The 21,495-nt window shown below is 57.9% G+C and carries 19 protein-coding genes; 2 read left to right on the top strand and 17 right to left on the bottom strand.

Annotation, left to right across the window (positions count from 1 at the left end; translation table 11 throughout):
- Nucleotides 1-116: 116 nt before the first annotated feature.
- The 8 genes from sucD to sdhC all read right to left on the bottom strand — a co-directional run bounded on the left by sucD (nt 117) and on the right by sdhC (nt 9,919).
- Nucleotides 117-986, bottom strand: a complete 870-nt coding sequence (gene sucD / locus HMPREF1144_RS01500) for a succinate--CoA ligase subunit alpha (protein WP_004100288.1) — start codon at nt 984-986, stop codon at nt 117-119.
- Nucleotides 986-2,152: an ADP-forming succinate--CoA ligase subunit beta gene (gene sucC, locus HMPREF1144_RS01495; protein WP_004848923.1), complete on the bottom strand. Its 1,167-nt coding sequence runs from the start codon at nt 2,150-2,152 to the stop codon at nt 986-988. The genes sucD and sucC overlap by 1 nt, the downstream gene beginning before the upstream one ends.
- A gap of 99 nt (nt 2,153-2,251) precedes the next feature.
- Nucleotides 2,252-3,475, bottom strand: coding sequence for a 2-oxoglutarate dehydrogenase complex dihydrolipoyllysine-residue succinyltransferase (gene odhB, locus HMPREF1144_RS01490; protein WP_004848921.1), 1,224 nt, complete (start codon nt 3,473-3,475; stop codon nt 2,252-2,254).
- A gap of 14 nt (nt 3,476-3,489) precedes the next feature.
- Complete coding sequence (gene sucA, locus HMPREF1144_RS01485) at nt 3,490-6,297, bottom strand: 2-oxoglutarate dehydrogenase E1 component (protein ID WP_004130528.1); 2,808 nt, start codon at nt 6,295-6,297, stop codon at nt 3,490-3,492.
- Between the two features lie 378 nt (nt 6,298-6,675).
- Nucleotides 6,676-7,392 (bottom strand): succinate dehydrogenase iron-sulfur subunit SdhB, encoded by a 717-nt coding sequence (sdhB, locus tag HMPREF1144_RS01480; RefSeq protein ID WP_004130526.1) that lies wholly within the window; start codon nt 7,390-7,392, stop codon nt 6,676-6,678.
- Nucleotides 7,393-7,407: 15 nt separating this feature from the next.
- A complete protein-coding gene (gene sdhA, locus HMPREF1144_RS01475; protein ID WP_009651647.1) occupies nt 7,408-9,174 on the bottom strand; it encodes a succinate dehydrogenase flavoprotein subunit in 1,767 nt (588 codons plus the stop codon).
- On the bottom strand, nt 9,174-9,521 hold the full coding sequence (sdhD, locus tag HMPREF1144_RS01470; protein ID WP_004100278.1) for a succinate dehydrogenase membrane anchor subunit: 348 nt from the start codon (nt 9,519-9,521) through the stop codon (nt 9,174-9,176). The genes sdhA and sdhD overlap by 1 nt, the downstream gene beginning before the upstream one ends.
- Nucleotides 9,515-9,919: a succinate dehydrogenase cytochrome b556 subunit gene (sdhC, locus tag HMPREF1144_RS01465; RefSeq protein WP_009651643.1), complete on the bottom strand. Its 405-nt coding sequence runs from the start codon at nt 9,917-9,919 to the stop codon at nt 9,515-9,517. The genes sdhD and sdhC overlap by 7 nt, the downstream gene beginning before the upstream one ends.
- 639 nt (nt 9,920-10,558) lie before the next feature.
- Here sdhC and gltA point away from each other — a divergent pair.
- Nucleotides 10,559-11,842, top strand: a complete 1,284-nt coding sequence (gltA, locus tag HMPREF1144_RS01460) for a citrate synthase (RefSeq protein ID WP_004100276.1) — start codon at nt 10,559-10,561, stop codon at nt 11,840-11,842.
- A gap of 45 nt (nt 11,843-11,887) precedes the next feature.
- Here the strand turns inward: gltA and nei are convergent, their stop codons facing one another.
- From nei to HMPREF1144_RS01420, 8 genes are all read right to left on the bottom strand, one after another.
- Nucleotides 11,888-12,679, bottom strand: a complete 792-nt coding sequence (gene nei / locus HMPREF1144_RS01455; RefSeq protein ID WP_009651646.1) for an endonuclease VIII — start codon at nt 12,677-12,679, stop codon at nt 11,888-11,890.
- Between the two features lie 15 nt (nt 12,680-12,694).
- Nucleotides 12,695-13,339, bottom strand: a complete 645-nt coding sequence (pcp, locus tag HMPREF1144_RS01450; protein WP_009651674.1) for a pyroglutamyl-peptidase I — start codon at nt 13,337-13,339, stop codon at nt 12,695-12,697.
- Nucleotides 13,340-13,348: 9 nt separating this feature from the next.
- Complete coding sequence (locus HMPREF1144_RS01445; RefSeq protein ID WP_009651665.1) at nt 13,349-14,344, bottom strand: DUF979 domain-containing protein; 996 nt, start codon at nt 14,342-14,344, stop codon at nt 13,349-13,351.
- Nucleotides 14,341-15,066, bottom strand: coding sequence for a DUF969 domain-containing protein (locus tag HMPREF1144_RS01440; RefSeq protein ID WP_004130515.1), 726 nt, complete (start codon nt 15,064-15,066; stop codon nt 14,341-14,343). Before HMPREF1144_RS01440 ends, HMPREF1144_RS01445 begins: the two co-directional genes overlap by 4 nt.
- Before the next feature lie 62 nt (nt 15,067-15,128).
- Nucleotides 15,129-15,875: a 5-oxoprolinase subunit PxpA gene (gene pxpA / locus HMPREF1144_RS01435; RefSeq protein ID WP_009651661.1), complete on the bottom strand. Its 747-nt coding sequence runs from the start codon at nt 15,873-15,875 to the stop codon at nt 15,129-15,131.
- Nucleotides 15,865-16,797, bottom strand: coding sequence for a 5-oxoprolinase subunit PxpC (gene pxpC / locus HMPREF1144_RS01430; RefSeq protein WP_009651642.1), 933 nt, complete (start codon nt 16,795-16,797; stop codon nt 15,865-15,867). Before pxpC ends, pxpA begins: the two co-directional genes overlap by 11 nt.
- Nucleotides 16,791-17,447, bottom strand: a complete 657-nt coding sequence (gene pxpB, locus HMPREF1144_RS01425) for a 5-oxoprolinase subunit PxpB (protein ID WP_004848901.1) — start codon at nt 17,445-17,447, stop codon at nt 16,791-16,793. Before pxpB ends, pxpC begins: the two co-directional genes overlap by 7 nt.
- A gap of 15 nt (nt 17,448-17,462) precedes the next feature.
- Nucleotides 17,463-18,206, bottom strand: coding sequence for a type 2 GTP cyclohydrolase I (locus tag HMPREF1144_RS01420; RefSeq protein WP_009651671.1), 744 nt, complete (start codon nt 18,204-18,206; stop codon nt 17,463-17,465).
- A gap of 270 nt (nt 18,207-18,476) precedes the next feature.
- Between HMPREF1144_RS01420 and dtpD the strand changes: the two genes are divergently transcribed.
- Nucleotides 18,477-19,958, top strand: a complete 1,482-nt coding sequence (gene dtpD, locus HMPREF1144_RS01415) for a dipeptide permease DtpD (protein WP_004848896.1) — start codon at nt 18,477-18,479, stop codon at nt 19,956-19,958.
- On the opposite strand, the gene phrB is transcribed toward dtpD, so the two are convergent.
- A complete protein-coding gene (gene phrB, locus HMPREF1144_RS01410) occupies nt 19,921-21,369 on the bottom strand; it encodes a deoxyribodipyrimidine photo-lyase (protein ID WP_009651650.1) in 1,449 nt (482 codons plus the stop codon). The two genes, dtpD and phrB, sit on opposite strands and share 38 nt — an antisense overlap.
- Between the last annotated feature and the right edge of the window lie 126 nt (nt 21,370-21,495).

The following is a 21,495-nucleotide window of genomic DNA, read 5'->3' as shown; positions in this document are numbered from 1 at the left end:
GTAACGCCTGATGGCGCAACGCCAGGCAAAAAAAAGGCCATCATCAGATGGCCAACCATGTCGAAATTGGACCAGCCCTTAACCATGCAGAACGTCAGGGCTGTTTTTTTTACTTATTACTTAATTACGGTTTTCAGCGCTTCGCCGATATCGGCCAGGCTGCGAACGGTCTTCACGCCAGCGGCTTCCAGCGCGGCGAATTTCTCATCCGCCGTACCTTTACCACCGGCAATGATGGCGCCCGCGTGACCCATACGTTTGCCTTTCGGCGCGGTCACGCCGGCGATGTAGCCGACAACCGGTTTGGTCACGTGATCTTTGATGTAAGCGGCCGCTTCTTCTTCCGCGCTACCGCCGATCTCACCGATCATGACGATCGCTTCGGTCTGCGGATCTTCCTGGAACAGCTTCAGGATATCGATGAAGTTAGAGCCCGGGATCGGGTCGCCGCCGATGCCCACGCAGGTGGACTGGCCGAAGCCGTAATCAGTGGTCTGCTTAACCGCTTCATAGGTCAGGGTACCGGAACGGGAAACGATGCCCACTTTACCCGGCTGGTGAATGTGGCCCGGCATGATGCCGATTTTGCATTCGCCTGGGGTGATCACGCCCGGGCAGTTTGGCCCGATCATGCGCACGCCCGCTTCATCCAGCTTCACCTTCACGGTCAGCATATCCAGCGTCGGGATGCCTTCGGTGATGGTGATAATCAGTTTAATACCTGCATCGATAGCTTCCAGGATGGAGTCTTTGCAGAACGGCGCCGGAACGTAGATAACGGATGCGGTTGCGCCGGTCGCTTCTACCGCTTCGCGCACGGTGTTGAACACCGGCAGGCCCAGATGGGTGGTGCCGCCTTTGCCCGGCGTTACGCCGCCAACCATTTGCGTACCGTAAGCGATGGCTTGTTCAGAGTGGAATGTACCCTGGCTACCGGTGAAGCCCTGGCAGATAACCTTGGTATCTTTATTAATTAAAACGGACATTATTTCCCCTCCACTGCGGCAACAACCTGCTGAGCTGCATCCGTCAGACTTTTCGCTGCAATAATATTCAGGCCGCTGTCAGCCAGTTTCTTCGCGCCCAGTTCGGCGTTGTTACCTTCCAGACGAACCACTACCGGGACGTTAACGCCCACTTCGGCTACCGCGCCGATGATGCCGTCGGCAATCAGGTCGCAGCGTACGATACCGCCGAAGATGTTAACCAGAACCGCTTTTACGTTGTCGTCAGAGAGGATGATTTTAAACGCTTCGGTGACGCGCTCTTTGGTTGCGCCGCCGCCAACGTCGAGGAAGTTAGCCGGTTCGCCGCCGTGCAGCTTAACGATGTCCATGGTGCCCATGGCCAGGCCCGCGCCGTTCACCATGCAGCCGATGTTGCCGTCCAGCGCGACGTAGTTCAGCTCCCACTGCGCCGCCTGAGCTTCGCGCGGGTCTTCCTGCGACTGGTCGCGCATTTCGCGCAGATCCGGCTGGCGGAACAGCGCGTTGCCGTCAGCGCCCAGTTTACCGTCGAGACAGATCAGGTCGCCCTGCTTAGTGATCACCAGCGGGTTGATTTCGATCAGCGCCAGGTCGCGCTCAAGGAAAATGGTCGCCAGGCCCATAAAGATTTTGGTGAACTGCTGAACCTGTTTACCTTCCAGACCCAGTTTGAACGCCAGTTCGCGGCCCTGGTAAGGCATCGGACCCGCCAGCGGATCGATGGCGATTTTGTGGATCAGGTGCGGGGTCTCTTCCGCCACTTTTTCGATTTCCACGCCGCCTTCGGTAGAGGCCATAAAGACCACGCGACGGGAGCTACGGTCAACAACCGCGCCCAGGTACAGCTCTTTATCAATATCGGTCGCCGCTTCAACCAGAATCTGGTTAACCGGCTGGCCGTTCGCATCTGTTTGATAGGTGACGAGGCGTTTGCCCAGCCAGTGTTCAGCAAATGCGCGAATGTCTTCTTTGCTCTTCACTACTTTCACACCGCCCGCTTTGCCGCGGCCACCAGCGTGAACCTGACATTTCACTACCCACGGACCCGCGCCGATTTTTGAAGCGGCTTCTTCTGCTTCACGCGGAGTAGTACAGGCATAACCCACCGGCGCCGGTAAGCCATAGCGGGCAAAGAGTTGTTTTGCCTGATATTCATGTAAGTTCATGTGTTCAGTCCATCCTTCAGGGAATAATTATAAACCTGTAGGCCTGATAACGGCGCTCGCGCGCTTTACCCGGCCTACGGTAGGTCATACTCTTGCTGACTACACGTCCAGCAGCAGACGAGTCGGGTCTTCCAGCAGCTCTTTAATCGCAACCAGGTAGCCAACCGACTCACGTCCGTCGATCAGACGATGGTCGTAGGAGAGCGCCAGGTACATCATCGGCAGAATTTCCACCTTACCATTCACCGCCATTGGACGATCTTTAATGGCATGCATACCCAGAATCGCGCTCTGGGGCGGGTTGATGATCGGCGTGGACATCAGAGAACCGAATACGCCGCCGTTGGTAATGGTGAAGTTACCGCCGGTCAGGTCGTCTACGGTCAGCTTGCCGTCGCGGCCTTTTACTGCCAGCTCTTTAATTTTCTTCTCGATATCCGCCATGCCCAGCAGATCGACGTCGCGCAGAACCGGGGTGACCAGGCCGCGAGGCGTGGAAACCGCCATGCTGACGTCGAAATAGTTGTGGTACACCACGTCGTCGCCATCGATAGAGGCGTTCACTTCCGGATAGCGTTTCAGCGCTTCGACGACCGCCTTCACGTAGAAGGACATGAAGCCCAGGCGGATACCGTGACGTTTTTCAAACGCGTCACCGTACTGCTTACGCAGATCCATAATCGGCTTCATGTTGACTTCGTTGAAGGTCGTCAGCATGGCGGTGGAGTTTTTCGCTTCCAGCAGACGCTCGGCAACGCGTTTGCGCAGACGGGTCATCGGCACGCGTTTTTCCGAGCGGTTGCCCAGCTGCGCCGCCGGAGCAGCAGCAGCGGGTGCAGCCGCCGGCGCTTCAGCTTTAGCCGGCGCGCTCGCCAGATGCTTCTCCACGTCTTCACGGGTCAGGCGGCCGCCAACGCCGGTGCCTTTAATGGCCGCCGCGTCGAGGCTGTGTTCCGCCAGAAGACGGCGAATCGCCGGGCTCAGCGCATCGTTGTTTTGTTCTTCCAGAGAAGCCTGCTGGCGCTGGGCCGGCGTCGACTCTTTGGCATCGGCTTTCGCACCGGACTCTTTGCCCGCGCTGTTGCCTTCACGCAGGCGGCCCAGGATCTGACGAGAGAGCACGGTGGCGCCTTCGTCTTCGATCACCGCGTCCAGAATGCCATCCGCTGAAGCCGGTACTTCCAGTACCACTTTGTCAGTTTCGATTTCTACCAGCACTTCGTCACGAACAACCGCATCGCCCGGTTTTTTATGCCAGGTGGCAACCGTTGCGTCAGCTACGGACTCAGGCAGGTCGGGAACCAGAATATCTACGCTACTCATTATGTATCCTTTAATTAATCGACGTTCAGCGCGTCATTGACCAGATCTTGTTGCTGTTTCTGGTGAACGGACAGGTATCCTACCGCCGGAGAGGCGGAGGCCGGGCGGCCTGCATAACGCAGAGAGGCCCCAAATGGAATCACTTCACGGAAGTGATGCTGGCTGCAGTACCACGCGCCCTGGTTGAGCGGTTCTTCCTGGCACCAGACAAAATCATGCACGTGCGCATACGGTTTCAGCGCTTCCTGTACCGCCTGGTGCGGGAACGGGTAGAGCTGCTCTATGCGAACGATAGCGACATCTTTTTGCTCTTTCTTGCGGCGCTGTTCCAACAGGTCGTAATAAACCTTACCAGAGCACAGCACAACACGCTTCACGGCTTTCGGGTCGAGATCGTCGATTTCACCGATTGCCGGCTGGAAGGTGCCGTTAGCCAGTTCGTCCATGCTCGATACCGCCAGCGGGTGACGCAGCAGCGATTTCGGCGACATCACGATCAGCGGGCGACGCATACCGCGCAGCGCCTGACGACGCAGCATATGGTAAACCTGCGCCGGCGTGGACGGTACGCAAACCTGCATGTTCTGCTCGGCGCAGAGCTGCAGATAGCGTTCCAGACGCGCGGAGGAGTGCTCCGGCCCCTGGCCTTCGTAGCCGTGCGGCAGCAGCATCACCAGACCGCACATACGGCCCCACTTCTGCTCGCCGGAGCTGATGAACTGGTCGATAACCACCTGCGCGCCGTTGGCGAAGTCGCCGAACTGCGCTTCCCAGATGGTCAGAGTACGCGGCTCTGCGGTGGCATAGCCGTATTCAAACGCCAGGACCGCTTCTTCCGACAGCACGGAGTCCCAGACTTTAAAATGGCCCTGACCGTTGTGGACGTGCTGCAGCGGCGTATAGGTTGAACCATTTTTCTGGTTATGGATCACCGCGTGGCGGTGGAAGAAGGTCCCGCGCCCGGAGTCTTCGCCGGACAGACGCACCGAAATACCTTCATCGACCAGCGTGGCGTAGGCGAGGTTTTCCGCGCCGCCCCAGTCGAACAGCTTCTCGCCGGCGGCCATTGCCTGACGATCGCCATAGATTTTCGCGACGCGCGACTGCATCTCAACGGCTTCCGGCACCGTACTGATGCGTTTCGCCAGCTCCTGCAGACGCTTAGGTTCAACTTTGTCCGGATAGCTCTCATCCCACTCGTGGTTGAGGTACGGGGACCAGGTAAAGGAGTGCATGTTCATCGGACGCCACTCCTGCACCACGCATTCGCCGGCATCCAGCGCGTCGCGGTAGAGGTTAACCTGCTCGGTAGCGTCTTCCAGCGTCGCGACCTTATCGGCTTCCAGCTTGTCAGCGTAGATTTTGCGCGGGGTCGGATGCTTTTTGATTTTCTGATACATCAGCGGCTGGGTTGCGCTCGGCTCGTCGGCTTCGTTGTGGCCGTGACGGCGGTAGCACACCAGATCGATGAAGACATCGCGTTTGAAGGTATTACGGAAATCCAGCGCCAGGCGGGTCACGAAAGCGACCGCTTCCGGGTCATCGGCGTTGACGTGGAAAATCGGCGACTGCACCATCTTACCGATGTCGGTGCAGTACGGGGTAGAACGCGCATCCAGCGGGTTAGACGTGGTGAATCCCACCTGGTTGTTAATCACGATGCGTACGGTACCGCCCACTTCGTAACCGCGCGCTTTGGACATGTTCAGGGTTTCCTGAACCACGCCCTGGCCGGTGACCGCAGCGTCGCCGTGAATGGTGATCGGCAGAACTTTGTTGCTGCTCGGTTCGTCGAGACGATCGAGGCGAGCGCGTACGGAGCCGATAACCACCGGGCTGACGATTTCCAGGTGCGACGGGTTAAACGCCAGCGCCAGGTGCACCAGGCCGCCTTCGGTTTCCATGTCGGACGAGAAGCCCATGTGGTACTTCACGTCACCGGTACCGAGGTGTTCTTTATGTTTACCGGCAAATTCGTCGAACAGGTCCTGCGGTTTTTTACCCAGCACGTTGACCAGTACGTTCAGACGACCGCGGTGCGCCATGCCCAGCACCACTTCGCGGGTGCCGCTCTTACCCGCGTGGCGGATAATCTCTTTGAGCATCGGGATCAGCGCATCGCCGCCTTCCAGCGAGAAGCGTTTTGCGCCCGGGAATTTCGCCCCGAGGTAGCGTTCGAGGCCTTCCGCCGCGGTCAGCTCGCTCAGGAAGCGTTTTTTCTCTTCGGCGCTAAAGCTCGCTTTGCCTGCTACCGACTCGATACGCTGCTGGATCCAGCGTTTTTCTTCGGTAGAAGTAATGTGCATATATTCCGCGCCGATGGAGCCGCAATAGGTTTGCTTCAGGGCAGAGATCAGATCGCCCAGCTTCATCGTGTCTTTACCGATGGCAAAAGAACCTACGTTATAGATCTCCTGGAAATCGGCCTCGGTCAGATCGTGGTAAGCCGGATCGAGATCCGCCACTCTCTCTTGCTGCCACAGTCCCAGCGGATCGAGATTCGCATGCTGGTGACCACGGAAGCGGTATGCGTTGATGAGCTGCAGGACTTTAACCTGCTTCACATTGGTGTCAGGGTCGGAAATCGAAGAAGTGTAACGCGAGGCATCCTTCGCCAGGCGGCGGAAATAATCACGCGTTTTGGAATGAAATTGATCCGGTTTGACTCCGGTGCCAGGTAACTGCTGGAACATAGAACGCCAGTTGGCGTCAACAGAGTCAGGATCGGTTAAGAAGTCTTCATAGAGCTGTTCTATCCAGCTCTGGTTCGAACCAGAGAGGTAAGAAGAGTCCAGCCAGGCTTTCATTGCGCCGTTCTGCATCGTGATCCCTTAAGCATTTATATGCTTATTTCGCCGTAGAAACTACCACGCACAGAAGTTGTACGTGCCGGGGTTCACTTGTTGCGGATGAGTTGTGGTTTCGTCCGCTAAGGAACCTTTAAAAACTGTCTAATAATCTTCTTTGTTCAGGCTGCGACTGTGTTGCGACCCTCACTCACTCCGGTCACATAGTTCACTATGCTCCCGGAGATTCGTTCTGCTCGCGCCTTGTCTCGCGCTGAACATCTCGATTATTACTATTAATGTGGCAGTTTTTAGAGGTTTCCTGCTATATCCCCGGCGGCACAAACGCTGCCGGGGCTACTGCTTTTGGTAGCCCGGATAAGCGCTAGCGCCATCCGGGACAGACCGGGTTACTTATGCACTGCGCTGCAGCAGCATCGACTTAATATGGCCGATGGCGCGCGTCGGGTTCAGCCCCTTAGGACACACACTGACGCAGTTCATAATGCTGTGACAGCGGAATACGCTGAAAGCATCGCTCAGCCCTTCGAGGCGCTCGCTGGTTTCGGTATCGCGGCTGTCGATCAGGAAGCGATACGCGGCCAGCAGGCCTGCCGGGCCGATAAACTTGTCCGGGTTCCACCAGAACGACGGGCAAGACGTTGAACAACATGCGCAGAGAATACACTCGTACAGACCATCGAGTTTCTCACGCTGCTCTGGCGACTGCAGATGCTCGCGAGCCGGAGGATTTTGCCCATTATTCAACAAGTAAGGCTTAATCTTCTCATATTGTGCATAGAATTGCCCCATGTCTACCACCAAATCACGGATAACCGGTAATCCTGGCAGCGGACGGATAACAATTTTCTTGCCCGGCTGATTCAGCGCGGAGATCGGCGTGATGCACGCCAGACCATTTTTCCCGTTCATGTTAAGACCGTCAGAACCACATACCCCTTCACGGCAGGAGCGGCGGAACGACAGCGACGGGTCTTTCTCTTTCAGCTGGATTAACGCATCCAGCAGCATCATGTCACGACCTTCTTCCGCTTCGAGGGTGTAGTCCTGCATGCGCGGAGCATCGTCTACGTCCGGGTTATAACGATAAACTGAAAACTCGAGTTTCATATTCCTGTCTCCGCATTAATAAGTACGAATCTTCGGCGGGAATGCCGGACGCAGCTTCGGTTCCATATTGACGCTACGACGCGTCATGGATTCCGACTCTGGCAGATACAGGGAATGGCACAGCCAGTTTTCATCATCACGATCCGGGAAGTCGAAACGGCTATGCGCGCCGCGGCTTTCGGTACGGTAGTTCGCAGACATTGCAGTGGCGTAAGCGGTTTCCATCAGGTTATCCAGCTCCAGACACTCAACGCGCTGGGTGTTGAACTCGCTGGAAGTATCATCCAGGCGGGCGTTTTTCAGACGCTCGCGGATGGCTTTCAGCTGCTCAAGGCCCTTCGCCATTGCATCCCCTTCGCGGAAGACTGAGAAGTTATGCTGCATACACTCTTGCAGCGCTTTGCGGATTTCGACCGGGTCTTCACCATTCCGGTTGCCGTTCCAGCGGTTCAGACGTTCCAGAGAAGCGTCGATCTCGTCATCCGTCGCATCGCGCAGTACGCCCTGCTCGGCGATAGACTCTTGCAGGTGCAGACCCACCGCGCGGCCAAAGACCACCAGGTCAAGCAGCGAGTTGCCGCCCAGACGGTTCGCGCCGTGTACCGATACGCAGGCGATTTCGCCTACCGCGAACAGCCCCGGAATCACCACGTCTTCGCCCTGCTCGTTGACGGTCAGCGCCTGTCCGCTCACTTTGGTCGGAATACCGCCCATCATATAGTGGCAGGTTGGGATAACCGGAATCGGCTCTTTTACCGGGTCGACGTGGGCAAAGGTGCGGGAGAGCTCCAGGATACCCGGCAGGCGGGATTCCAGCACTTCTTTACCGAGGTGATCGAGCTTCAGCTTGGCGTGCGGGCCCCACGGACCATCGCAGCCGCGACCTTCACGGATTTCGATCATGATGGAACGCGCCACCACGTCGCGACCCGCCAGGTCTTTTGCATTCGGGGCATAACGTTCCATGAAACGTTCGCCGTGTTTGTTCAGCAGGTAGCCGCCTTCACCGCGGCAGCCCTCTGTCACCAGAACGCCCGCCCCGGCGATACCGGTCGGGTGGAACTGCCACATTTCCATATCCTGCACCGGCACGCCGGCGCGGATCGCCATACCCACGCCGTCGCCGGTATTGATATGGGCATTGGTGGTGGACTGGTAGATACGACCGGCGCCGCCGGTAGCCAGCACGGTAGCGCGAGCCTTGAAGTAAACCACTTCACCGGTTTCGATACACAGGGCGGTACAACCGACCACCGCGCCATCGGCGTTTTTCACCAGATCCAGCGCGTACCACTCGGAGAAAATCGTGGTGTGATTTTTCAGGTTCTGCTGATAAAGGGTGTGCAGCAGGGCGTGGCCGGTACGGTCAGCCGCCGCAGCGGTACGTGCCGCCTGCTCGCCGCCGAAGTTTTTCGACTGGCCGCCGAACGGACGCTGATAAATCGTGCCATTTTCGAGGCGCGAGAATGGCAGACCCATATGATCCAGCTCCAGAATTGCTTCCGGGCCGGTTTTACACATGTATTCGATGGCGTCCTGATCGCCAATGTAGTCCGACCCCTTAACGGTGTCGTACATATGCCATTCCCAGTTATCTTCATGGGTATTACCGAGCGCGACGGTGATACCACCCTGCGCGGAAACGGTATGGGAACGGGTCGGAAAAACTTTAGAGAGCAGCGCACAGGTCTGGCCGCTCTGGGAAATCTGCAGCGCCGCGCGCATACCTGCGCCGCCGGCACCAATGACAACAGCATCAAATTCTCTGACAGGCAATTTCATTACACACCCCACACCACAACAAATCCATAAAGAACGTAAGCCACCAGCGCAACAACGATCAGCAGTTGCAGAATTAAGCGCACGGCCAGTGGTTTAACGTAGTCCGTTAATACCTGCCACATCCCGATCCAGGCGTGGATCAGAATGGAAACGAGAGCCAGCAGGGTGAAGACTTTAGTGAACGCGGAGGAGAAAAAGCCCGTCCAGACTTCCCATGAAATTTCACCGGTGGTGGCAAAAAAGCCAACCATATAGATGATGTAGAGGGTCAGAACGATAGCGGTAGCACGGACCAGAATAAAGTCATGTACGCCGTTGCGTCCTAGTGCTGAGGCGTTGCTTACCATACGAGGACTCCTGCGAGAAGTGAAAGCACGACAGTAATAACAAAAGAAATTTTGGCGGAGCGTGTCCCTGATTCAAGGGTTTCTTCAAGGTAGCCAAAATCCATCAGCAGGTGGCGAATACCGACCACCGCGTGATACGCCAGTGCGGTCAGGATGCCCCACATGATGAACTTCACAAAGAAGCTATCCATAATGGATGCCGCAGTGAGAAAACCTTCGGGAGAGGAAAGGCTGGTGCCCAGCAGCCAAAGCAGAATCCCGATCGCCACGAAGGTGATCACTCCGGATACGCGATGGAGAATGGACGCTATCGCCGTGATTGGGAACCGGATCGTTTGCAGATCCAGATTGACAGGTCTTTGTTTTTTCACATTTCTTACCATGAATAACGCCCACATGCTGTTCTTATTGTTTCCTTCCTCCGGTCTGCTTGCGGGTCAGACAGCGTCCTTATCTATAACTAAAAGTCATGTTAAAACGCCTTTCCAGGAGTTAAAGCGTGACAAAATAACGCTGGGTGGCTCGGGATTGCAGGGTGTTCCGGAGACCTGGCGGCAGTATAGGCCGTTCACAAAATCATTACAATTAACCTACATATAGTTTGTCGGGTTTTCTCCCGAACAGTGATCCATGTCACGATAACAACATATTTTTAATTTTTAATCATCTGATTTGACAAATATTAAACATTATTGTTACAACCATTACCAGATAAATGCAATAATACGCAAAAGTTATGGGGTCACTCTTTTACCTGAGAATAAGTTATGCAACAGTGAGAGAGTATTGACCGATGTAATCAGGACAGTTATTAGTGGTATATAGTTTTATAATATTCGGGCTGCTAAAACGCTGATTTGCTGTTGTTTCGTCGTAGGCTGAAGACGTACCATCAAGCGCCCTTGCTCTGTACCCTGCCCTTTTCGCGACGCAGAGCGATGTGCAACATAACAAACTGGTAATGTCATCTGCTACGGGCTGAATGCAAATCCACCACCCGGCAGCCTTAAGCAATAAAGGCGCTAAGGAGACCATAAATGTCTGATGCTAAAGCAAAAATCACCCTGGGTGGTGATACTGCTATCGAACTGGATGTGCTAAAGGGCACGCTCGGTCAGGATGTTATTGATATTCGTAGTCTTGGTTCAAAAGGCGTGTTTACTTTTGACCCTGGTTTTACCTCCACCGCATCCTGCGAATCTAAAATCACCTTTATCGACGGTGATGAAGGTATCCTGCTGCACCGCGGTTTCCCGATCGATCAGTTAGCAACCGACTCCAACTATCTGGAAGTATGCTACATCCTGCTGAACGGTGAGAAGCCGACCCAGGCCCAGTACGACGAATTCAAAACCATCGTTACCCGCCACACCATGATTCACGAACAGATTACCCGTCTGTTCCACGCGTTCCGCCGCGATTCTCACCCTATGGCCGTCATGTGCGGTATCACCGGTGCGCTGGCCGCGTTCTATCACGATTCGCTGGATGTGAATAACCCACGCCACCGCGATATCGCCGCATTCCGCCTGCTCTCCAAAATGCCGACGATGGCGGCAATGTGTTACAAATACTCTATCGGCCAGCCTTTCGTTTATCCGCGCAACGACCTCTCCTACGCGGGTAACTTCCTGAATATGATGTTCTCCACTCCGTGTGAAAAATATGAAGTGAATCCAATTCTGGAACGCGCCATGGACCGTATCCTGATCCTGCACGCCGACCACGAACAGAACGCTTCAACGTCCACCGTACGTACCGCCGGCTCTTCCGGCGCGAACCCGTTTGCCTGCATCGCTGCGGGTATTGCCTCCCTGTGGGGACCGGCACACGGCGGCGCCAACGAAGCGGCTCTGAAGATGCTCGAAGAGATCAGCTCCGTTGAACACATTCCGGAATTCGTCCGTCGCGCGAAAGACAAAAACGATTCTTTCCGCCTGATGGGCTTTGGCCACCGCGTGTACAAAAATTACGACCCGCGCGCCACCGTTATGCGTGAGACCTGCCACGAAGTGCTGAAAGAACTCGGTACCAAAGACGATCTGCTGGAAGTGGCCATGGAGCTTGAGCACATCGCGCTCAACGACCCGTACTTCATCGAGAAGAAACTCTACCCGAACGTCGATTTCTACTCCGGTATCATCCTCAAAGCGATGGGCATTCCGTCTTCTATGTTTACCGTTATCTTCGCGATGGCGCGTACCGTGGGCTGGATTGCGCACTGGAACGAAATGCACAGCGACGGCATGAAAATCGCCCGTCCGCGTCAGCTCTATACTGGCTACGAAAAACGCGACTTCAAGAACGATATCGCCCGCTGAGTCAGCTTTCGCAGCGACAAAAAACGCGCCTGAAGGCGCGTTTTTTTATTGCTGACATCCCGGGCACCAGTAAAACGGCCGCGACGATAGCATCGTTCTCTCGATTATTCCGCCGCAGCGCTCGCAGGCCTCACCCTGGCGATGAAAAACCTTAAAGCGAAACAGCGCACCGTGGTGCTTATTCTCGTCCACCAGACCGCGGGTGTTGTAGGACAAGCGCGGGATCTCCAGCAGCGCATGCGCCAGCGCATCGAGCTGATTTACATCCAGTTCAGCGGCTTTATGCCGCCCGGTCAGCCCCACCTGCCAGAGGATCTCGACGCGCAGATAGTTGCCTAATCCGGCAAGAAACGCCTGATCCAGCAGCAGACCGGAGAACTGGCGGTTGCGGAATTTCGCCGACAGCAGCCGCGCTTTGACCTGTTCAACGCTAAGGCGCAGATCGAGCACATCCGGCCCGACCCGCAGCAAAAACGGATGGCGGGCGAGCTGCTCGGGCGTCAGCATCTCAATATCAGAAGCGCTGTAGAGCAAAATCGCCCTGCGCGCGGTCTGCAGCCGAACGCGCAGAACGCGCGTGGTTTCTGGCTGCGCCCCCGCGTCCACCACTCGCCAGACGCCATACAGCTGATTGTGGCTATACAGCGTTAGTCCGCCGGAGAAATGGGTCAGCAGCGCCTTACCGCGAGTTTCAATGTGCGTCACTCGCTGGCCGACCAGCTGAGATTGGTAATGTTGTAACTGCGGGAAGGCGAACCACGCCCCGGTCAGGGGTTCGCCTTTAATCGCCGCTTCCAGGCTATCCGCCGCGCGGCGAATTTCCGGACCTTCCGGCATAATCTTGTCCTTGTGTTAATGCGTTGCCCCACCGCCGACTTTCACATCGCCATCCTGCTGCAGGGCAACGGCGATGGCCGTTTCCAGCGCGGCCTGCACCGTCTCTACCGCCATACTGGCGGCACCGGGGTGAGCCGCGGCCTGCTCCGGCAAATACGGAATATGGATAAACCCGCCCTTCGCGCCGCTGCGATGACGCAGGCTGTGCAGCAGGCCGTACATCACGTGATTACAGACAAACGTCCCCGCCGTCTGCGACACCGACGCCGGGATCCCCCGGCTGCGCAGGGCGGTTACGATCGCTTTTATCGGCAGCGTGCTGAAGTACGCCGCCGGCCCGCCGGCAGCGATCGGTACGTCTATCGGCTGCAGGCCTTTATTGTCCGGGATCCGCGCATCATCGACGTTGATCGCCACCCGTTCAACGGTGATATCGACGCGACCGCCCGCCTGGCCAATCGCCAGGGTCAGGACGGGATCCAGCTCATCCAGCGCGGCGTTCAGCGCCGTCAGGGCGTCGCCAAAGACGCACGGCAGCTGCCGCGCCGCCACCGACTGTCCGCAGATATTAGCGCCATCCAGCCGCTTTACCACTTCCCACGAAGGGTTAACCGCTTCGCCGCCGAACGGCTCAAAACCGGTAATCAATACGCCAGCCATGATCCCTCCTTACAGGAACATCAGGAAATAGAGCAAAAATACGTTCACGATAAGCAGCATAACGCCGGTCGGCACCTGGGCTTTGATGACCGCGTTTTTATCCGGCAGCTCCAACAGCGCGGCGGGGACGATATTGAAGTTCGCCGCCATTGGGGTCATCAGGGTACCGCAGTAGCCGGAGAACATGCCAATGGCCGCCATCACCGCCGGGTTCCCCCCGTGCTGCAGCACCAGAATCGGGATCCCGACACCCGCCGTCACGATGGGAAACGCGGCGAAAGCGTTGCCCATCACCATCGTCAGCAGCGCCATACCCAGGGTATAGACGGCCACGGCGATAAATCGGCTGTCTACCGCCAGATAGTGCTGGGTCAGCCAGGAGATGCTATTGCCGACGCCCGCGGCGGTAAACAGCAGCCCGAGCACCGCGAGGATCTGCGGTAAAATAAACGCCCAGCCCACTGAATCCAGCAGGCGACGAGCTTCCTGCAACGGCTGCGCCGCGGTTTCATGGGTCATGCGGATAGCCATCACCAGGCCGAGCAGCGTACCTGCGGTCATTGAAAACAGCGTGATCAGCGTGGCGTGATTGCCCGGACCAAAGATAGCGACCTGCAGCGAGGGGAGATTATTAAACAGCAGCACGCCGATCACCGTCACCACCGGTATCGCCAGCGCCGGGAGAAACAGCCGGTTGCCAAGACGCGCGGCGCTGGCGGTACGTTCTTCCTGCGAGCGCTGATGATAGCGGCCGAGGCGCACGCCGCCAAAACCGGCGATCAGCGCCAGTACCACCACCACCACGCCAACGCCGATATTGACGGTGCGCTTGTCGCCAACCAGCTCATAGGTCCAGTCGCCAAACAGAAACACCAGACCATACAGTCCCCAGAACAGGCCGGTTGTCAGCCTGCGCGGATTGGCTTTATCGCGCCATGACATCACTGCTACCAACAGCAGAACAACGCCCGCCAGCCAGTACAGCCAGGTTTGCTGAAAATTCATGCGGCACCGCCTTTCGCCTGACCGGCGTTAACCTTGTCCAGCTCGCGCTGGAGATGACGGTCGAGGCGCCACAGGCGGGCGGAGTGGATCAGGAAGGCGCAGACCGCCGTGGGTATCCCCCACAGGGCAATATGCAGCGGCTCGGTCTGAATGCCCCCCGACTCCAGCATAAAGTTATGCATAAAGATAATCGCGCCGAAGGCGACGAAAATATCTTCCCCGAAGAACAGGCCCACGTTGTCGGTCGCCGCCGACATCGCGCGCAGACGATAGCGCACCTCGCCGGGCAAGGCACCGAAGTTTTTCTCCGCCGCCCCTTCCGCCATCGGCGCCAGTAGCGGGCGCACCATTTGCGGATGTCCGCCCAGGCTGGTGAGGCCCATCGCCGCGGTTACTTCACGCACGAACAGATAGACGATAAGCAAACGACCGGCGGTGGCGCTGCGGATCTTCGCGATCCACGTCTGCGCGCGCTCTTTCAGGCCGTGCCGCTCCAGCAGGCCAATCACCGCCAGCGGCAGCAGCAGAATAAACGGCAGGTTGCGGGTATTGAGAAATCCTTCGCCCAGCTTCTCCAGAATGGTCGCGATCGGCATATGCGCCGTCAGACCCGTGATGATCCCGGAGACAATAACCACCAGCACCGGGTTGAAACGCAGAACAAATCCGACCACGATCGCGGCAATGCCGATCAGTGGCCAGAGAGATAATGACTCTCCCATAGTTACATCCTGTATGTTGTTGTGAGTTGTTGTCTAATTTTAATTGCTTGATAATATTGCTTTTATTCTTCTATTTCCGCACTGACCTGTATATTGCGCCCGGCAAACGCCGCGCGCAAGCGGCGCGCAAAATCCAGCGCGTGCTCGCCGTCGCCGTGCAGGCAGACGGTTTCCGCCACCACGTGCGCCCATTCGCCGGTGATGCTACGCACCCGGCTGTGCTGCACCATTTCCAGAGTTTGCGCCAGCGACTGCTCTTCGCTCTCGATCAGCGCGCCGGGCTGGGTGCGCGGCACCAGGCTGCCGTCCGCCAGATAGCCGCGGTCGGCGAAGACCTCCTGGCGGGTGGTCAGCTGATAACGCTGCCCGGCGCGAATCAGCTCGCTGCCCGCCAGGCCTACCAGCACCAGACCCGCGTCAACGTCATATACCGCTTTGGCGATAGCGTCAGCAAGCTGCGGATCTTTTGCCGCCTGGTTATAGAGCATGCCGTGCGGCTTGACGTGCTGCAGCTCGCCGCCCTGCGCGCGCACCAGTGCCGCCAGCGCGCCGACCTGATACAGCGTTTGCGCATAAACCGTTTCCGGCGGCAGCTGCATCGCCGTACGGCCAAAATTTTCCCGGTCAGGAAAGCTGGGATGCGCGCCCACCGCGACGCCATATTTCAGCGCTTCGCGGACGCACTGCAGCATCATCACCGCATCGCCCGCATGGAAACCACAGGCGATATTGGCGGAAGAGACCAGCTGCAGCAGCGCGCTATCGTTGGCGCAGCCTTCGCCCAGGTCGGCGTTTAAATCAATCTTCATCGTTCAGTCTCCATGCCAGCTGTTCAAAATAACGTTGTCTGTCGGCGCGCGCCTTCAGCGCCTCCTCCAGGGAGCAGGGAACAAAGTGGATCGGCTGTCCCAGCGGGATCTGCGCCAGCTGGTACATGTCGGCTTCGATAATGGTCGCAATCCGCGGATAGCCGCCGGTGGTCTGCGCGTCGTTCATCAGTACGATGGGCTGGCCATTATGCGGAACCTGTACCACGCCGGGCAGCAGGCCGTGCGAAAGCATCTCGCGGTCGGTCGTCCGCTTCAGCGGTTGCCCCTGCAGGCGATAGCCCATGCGATTGCTCTGCGGGCTAAGCTGCCACGGCGAGCGCCAGAACGTGTCCTGCGACACGCTATCAAACTCCTGGTACTCGGGCCCGGGCAGCGCGCGGATGCGGTTGCCGATGGGGAGCTGCTTCACGCCGCGCGGCCCGCGGAACTGCTTATCCGATTTCCCCAGCTTCAGCCGGTCTCCGTCCTGCAAACGTCGACCTTCCAGACCGCCAATCCCTACTTTCAGATCGGTGCTGCGCGAACCCAGCACCTTCGGCACCGCAATCCCTCCCGCCACCGCCAGGTAGCTGCGCACGCCGTGCTGCGGGTTCTTGAGCACCAGATGCTGCCCGGCCTTGACCGCCGTTCGCCAGCCCACCCATACCGGCTCGCCATCGAGCTTCGCCTCGCAGGCGGCGCCGGTCAGCGCAAACCAGCCGCTGCGTTCAAACTGAATATCCACCTGACCCAGCGTTATCTCCAGCGCCGCGGCGTTAGCGCCGTTACCCACCAGCAGATTAGCGGTGACCAGCGCCGGCTTATCCATAGCGCCACAGCGGCTGATGCCCAGCTGACGCAACCCTTCACGCCCGCCGTCCTGCACCGAGGTATACATACCGGCGCGGATAATTTTTAACATACGCCCTCCTTTTGCGGCACGAAACGCACTCTGTCGCCGGAACGCAGCAGCACCGGCTCCTTGCGCTTCGGATCAAACAGCGCCAGCGGCGTACGCCCCAGCAGCTGCCACCCCCCCGGCGTCGCCAGCGGATAGATCCCGGTTTGCGCCCCGCCAATACCGACGGACCCGGCGGGCACCAGCAGGCGCGGCTCCGCCCGTCGCGGCATCGCCAGCTGCTCCGGCAGGCCGCCGAAGTACGGGAACCCCGGCTGGAAGCCGAGGAACCACACCACGTACTCCACCGACGAATGCAGCTCAACCACCTGCTTTTCGCTCAGGCCGCTGTGGCGGGCAATTTCTCCCAGATCCGGTCCGTATTCGCCGCCATAAACTACCGGGACCGAGACCTCCCGCGATTCCGGTTCGAGCGTATCGCACTCCTCCCACCAGAGCTGCAGGCGCTCAATCGCGTCCCACGCCGTCTGCTGCGGGTTGCGCAATATCACGGTAATGTTGTTCATGCCCGGGATGGCTTCCACCACCTCGGTATGGCCTACCAGCCGCTGGGCTAACCGCCAGATCCGCTTCTGGCTTTCCAGCGTCACCGGAGGCTCAAGCTCCAGTACGACTGCCGTTTCACCTAATAAATAACAACGCGCTCGCTGCACTTTTGCCTCCGTTCATCAGGCCGGGTTCGGGATATCAATAAACGTGACGTCCAGTTCGGTATTTTCCGTCAGCCATTCGCTTAACGCGCGAATGCCGCCGCGCTCGGTGGCATGGTGCCCGGCGGCGTAGAAATGCAGCCCCTGCTCGCGCGCCGAGTGTATGGTTTGCTCTGAAACTTCACCGGTAATAAACGCATCGACGCCAAAGCGGGCCGCGCTGTCGATAAAGCTTTGCCCACCGCCGGTGCACCAGGCCACGCGGGCGACTTTATCCGGCCCGGTGTCGCCGCACCACAGCGGTTTGCGACCCAGGCGCGCTTTAATCCATGAAGCCAGCTCCAGGCCCGATACCGCCATCGACAGTTCGCCCCACGGTACCAGCGGTTCAATTTCCCCTATCACATTGATGCCGAGCAGCGACGCCAGCTGAGCGTTATTGCCCAGTTCCGGGTGAGCATCGAGCGGCAGGTGCCAGCCATAGAGGTTAATGTCGTTAGCCAGCAGCGTTTTGAGGCGATTGCGCTTCATGCCGCGAATGACCGGCGATTCGCCTTTCCAGAAGTAGCCGTGATGGACGATCACCGCATCGGCCTCGAGGCGGACGGCTTCATCCAGCAGCGCCTGGCTGGCGGTCACGCCGGTGACGACTTTTTGTATCGTTTCGCGCCCTTCCACCTGGAGCCCGTTGGGGGCGTAATCACTGATGGCCGCGCTATTGAGTTTTTCATTAATCAGTTGTTCCAGTTCACTATTTTTCATTGCCGTTCCACCAGGTCATCGTTCTGTACAGAGGAATAACATAACGGTATCCGTCCGGTCAGTCGATAGTTCTGCCGCTTCGCCGTCCATTTTGACTTTTCGCGAAATCCCGCAATTTGTCTACTCCCTCCTTCGCGCATTCGTGTATATTTATGCACTATTACAGCATATTAAATAACCAGAAAACCCATAAGGCCATGAATATCGCTAGTTAATAGCTATTCATGCAGAAAGATCGACTTTCTTTTTTACGGCAGGACAAGGCATTACATGAACACACAATCCTCACAGCCGCGGGCGATTTATTACGTCGTCGCGCTGCAAATCTGGGAATATTTCAGTTTTTACGGCATGCGCGCGCTGCTGATTCTTTATCTCACCAATCAGCTCAAGTATGACGATAATCATGCTTATGCGCTGTTCAGCGCCTACTGCTCTTTAGTCTACGTCACGCCGATTCTCGGCGGCTTCCTGGCCGATAAGCTGCTGGGCAACCGCATGGCGGTAATGCTCGGCGCGCTGCTGATGGCCATCGGCCATCTGGTGCTCGGCGCCAGCGAAATCGCCCCCACCTTCCTCTATCTGTCGCTGGCGATTATTGTCTGCGGCTACGGGCTGTTTAAATCCAACGTCAGCTGCCTGCTCGGGGAGCTGTATGAACCCACCGACCCGCGCCGCGACGGCGGTTTTTCGCTGATGTATGCGGCGGGCAACGTCGGGTCTATCATTGCGCCAATCGCCTGCGGCTACGTGCAGGAAGAGTACAGCTGGGCGATGGGCTTCGCGCTGGCGGCCGTCGGCATGATCGCCGGGCTGGTGATTTTCCTCAGCGGCAATCACCATTTCCGCCACACCCGGGGCGTCAATCGCGAAGCGCTGCGGGCGCGGACTTTCGTCTTACCAAACTGGGGCTGGCTACTGGTGCTGCTGATCGCCGCGCCGCTGCTGATCACCGTGCTGTTCTGGCAGGAGTGGTCGGTTTACGCGCTGATTGTGGCGACGGTTATCGGCCTGGCGGTACTGACGCGGATCTACCTGCGGGCGGAGACCGCCAGGCAGCGTAAAGAGCTGCGTCTGATCATGGTGCTCACCTGCTTCAGCCTGCTGTTCTGGGCCTTTGCGCAGCAGGGCGGCAGCTCCATCAGCCTCTATATCGACCGTTTTGTTAATCGTCATTTTATGGGCTATGAGATACCGACCGCGATGTTCCAGTCGGTCAACGCCTTTGCGGTGATGCTCTGTGGGGTGGTGCTGGCGTGGCTGGTGAAGGAGAATATTAACGGCAACCGTACCGTGCGCATCTGGGGCAAATTCGCGCTGGGCCTCGGCCTGATGAGCGCCGGTTTCTGTATCCTGACCCTCAGCGCACGCTGGTCGGCGGCTTACGGACAATCTTCAATGCCGCTGATGGTGCTGGGCCTGGCGGTGATGGGCTTCGCCGAGCTGTTTATCGACCCGGTGGCGATGTCGCAGATTACCCGTATTGAGATCCCCGGCGTGACCGGGGTGCTGACCGGTATATATATGCTGCTCTCCGGCGCTATCGCCAACTATCTGGCAGGCGTGATTGCCGATCAAACCTCGCAGGGGTCGTTCGACGCCGCCGGGGCCGTCAACTACTCCATCAACGCCTACATTGAGGTGTTCAGCCAGATAACCTGGGGCGCGCTGGCCTGCGTCGGCCTGGTGCTGGCTATCTGGCTGTATCACGCCGTTAAGATCCGGACTCGTCGCCTGGCGATGGAGTCTTAAGCTCTCTGGCGGCTTCCCAGGCCGCCAGCGTCGCCAGCCGCGCCTGCTTGTGGTCAACAATCGGGCGCGGATAATCCAGCGTTACGCCCTGTTTCTCCGCCCACAGCCACGGTTGATGTACCGCTTTTTCAGGTACCCCGGCCAGCTCCGGCAGCCATTGACGAATAAACTGCCCCGCTTTGTCGAAGCGCTCTCCCTGGGTCGTCGGGTTAAAAATACGAAAATAGGGCGCGGCATCGGTACCCGTTGAAGCCGCCCACTGCCAGCCGCCGTTATTCGCCGCCAGATCGCCATCAATAAGCTGTTCGATAAAGTAGCGCTCGCCCAGCCGCCAGTCGATGCGCAGGTCTTTCACCAGAAAACTGGCGACAATCATCCGCAGGCGGTTATGCATCCAGCCGGTCGCATTAAGCTGACGCATCGCGGCGTCGACAATCGGGAAGCCGGTTTGCCCGCGCTGCCAGGCCTGAAGCGCGGATTTATCATCCAGCCACGCCACGTTATCGGTCCAGTCGATAAAAGGCCGCCCCTTACATAAGTTTGGGTAGTAAACCATCAGGTGACGATAAAACTCGCGCCAGATAAGCTCGTTGAGCCATACCGATCCGGCTTCGCCATCCAGCGCCCGCGGCTGCTCGACCTGTAAACGGTGCAGGCACTGGCGCGGTGAGAGCGCGCCCACCGCCAGACACGGCGACAGTCGGCTGGTCCCCTCGATGGCGGGAAGATCGCGCTGCTGCTCATAGTCGGCGGCCTTTTGCTGGCAGAAGCCGCGAAGCCGGGCGATGGCGCTTTTTTCATCCGCGGCGAACAGCTCGCTATCAAATGGCGTCTGCGGATAATCTATTTTCACTTCAGACGCCGCAGCGATGGGCCCGCCCGCGCGGACTTTCGGCGCGGCGACGCACTCCGGCAGCGCTTCCTGCAAACGGCGAATAAAGGCATTTTTAAACGGCGTAAAGACCTTATACATTTCACGACTGCCGGTCAGTACGCTGCCCGGCGGCAGCAGAACGCTGTCATCAAAGCCCTGACAGGTCACCTCCGCTAAGGTTTTCTCCACCACCGCATCGCGCTGACGTTCATTGATTTCGTACTGGTAGTTGTAAAACAGATGGGTCACCTGCCGCTGCCGGCAAATGCTGGCGAGCAGCGCCACGCTGGCGGTGAAATCTGCGGCATGTTCGATCTGCAGCGGGATCCCCTTTTCGGCCAGCGCCGCTTGCAGGCTGTGAAGGTGGCTGACCATAAACGCCGCCTGGCGCGGTGCCATACCGTGCTGGCGCCATTGCCCTGGCGTGGCGATAAATAATCCCAGCACCTCGGCATGGGGATCGCGGCAGGCGGCGGCGAGCGCCAGATTATCGTGGATGCGCAAATCCGCGCGAAACCAGACCAGATGGGTGGCCATAGCATTCCTTTCATCATGAAAATTGATAAGTTCGACTTATATTTAACCCTCCCGCAGGATTAACCTTTGGGGAGTGAATAAGTGTAAGCCACTCATGGCAAAAAAAAACCGCCGGGTAAACCGGCG

Origin of the sequence: Klebsiella sp. OBRC7 (assembly GCF_000293135.1) — a bacterium.
In the GTDB taxonomy this organism is placed as follows: Bacteria; Pseudomonadota; Gammaproteobacteria; order Enterobacterales; family Enterobacteriaceae; genus Klebsiella; species Klebsiella michiganensis.
Note: the sequence above shows the minus strand (reverse complement) of the source record. Positions and strands in the feature narration are given on the sequence as shown.

Coding starts and splice junctions, on each gene's coding strand:
- sucD (WP_004100288.1), bottom strand. CDS start 986: ATGTCCGTTTTAATTAATAAAGATACCAAGGTTATCTGCCAGGGCTTC.
- sucC (WP_004848923.1), bottom strand. CDS start 2,152: ATGAACTTACATGAATATCAGGCAAAACAACTCTTTGCCCGCTATGGC.
- odhB (WP_004848921.1), bottom strand. CDS start 3,475: ATGAGTAGCGTAGATATTCTGGTTCCCGACCTGCCTGAGTCCGTAGCT.
- sucA (WP_004130528.1), bottom strand. CDS start 6,297: ATGCAGAACGGCGCAATGAAAGCCTGGCTGGACTCTTCTTACCTCTCT.
- sdhB (WP_004130526.1), bottom strand. CDS start 7,392: ATGAAACTCGAGTTTTCAGTTTATCGTTATAACCCGGACGTAGACGAT.
- sdhA (WP_009651647.1), bottom strand. CDS start 9,174: ATGAAATTGCCTGTCAGAGAATTTGATGCTGTTGTCATTGGTGCCGGC.
- sdhD (WP_004100278.1), bottom strand. CDS start 9,521: ATGGTAAGCAACGCCTCAGCACTAGGACGCAACGGCGTACATGACTTT.
- sdhC (WP_009651643.1), bottom strand. CDS start 9,919: ATGTGGGCGTTATTCATGGTAAGAAATGTGAAAAAACAAAGACCTGTC.
- gltA (WP_004100276.1), top strand. CDS start 10,559: ATGTCTGATGCTAAAGCAAAAATCACCCTGGGTGGTGATACTGCTATC.
- nei (WP_009651646.1), bottom strand. CDS start 12,679: ATGCCGGAAGGTCCGGAAATTCGCCGCGCGGCGGATAGCCTGGAAGCG.
- pcp (WP_009651674.1), bottom strand. CDS start 13,339: ATGGCTGGCGTATTGATTACCGGTTTTGAGCCGTTCGGCGGCGAAGCG.
- HMPREF1144_RS01445 (WP_009651665.1), bottom strand. CDS start 14,344: ATGAATTTTCAGCAAACCTGGCTGTACTGGCTGGCGGGCGTTGTTCTG.
- HMPREF1144_RS01440 (WP_004130515.1), bottom strand. CDS start 15,066: ATGGGAGAGTCATTATCTCTCTGGCCACTGATCGGCATTGCCGCGATC.
- pxpA (WP_009651661.1), bottom strand. CDS start 15,875: ATGAAGATTGATTTAAACGCCGACCTGGGCGAAGGCTGCGCCAACGAT.
- pxpC (WP_009651642.1), bottom strand. CDS start 16,797: ATGTTAAAAATTATCCGCGCCGGTATGTATACCTCGGTGCAGGACGGC.
- HMPREF1144_RS01420 (WP_009651671.1), bottom strand. CDS start 18,206: ATGAAAAATAGTGAACTGGAACAACTGATTAATGAAAAACTCAATAGC.
- dtpD (WP_004848896.1), top strand. CDS start 18,477: ATGAACACACAATCCTCACAGCCGCGGGCGATTTATTACGTCGTCGCG.
- phrB (WP_009651650.1), bottom strand. CDS start 21,369: ATGGCCACCCATCTGGTCTGGTTTCGCGCGGATTTGCGCATCCACGAT.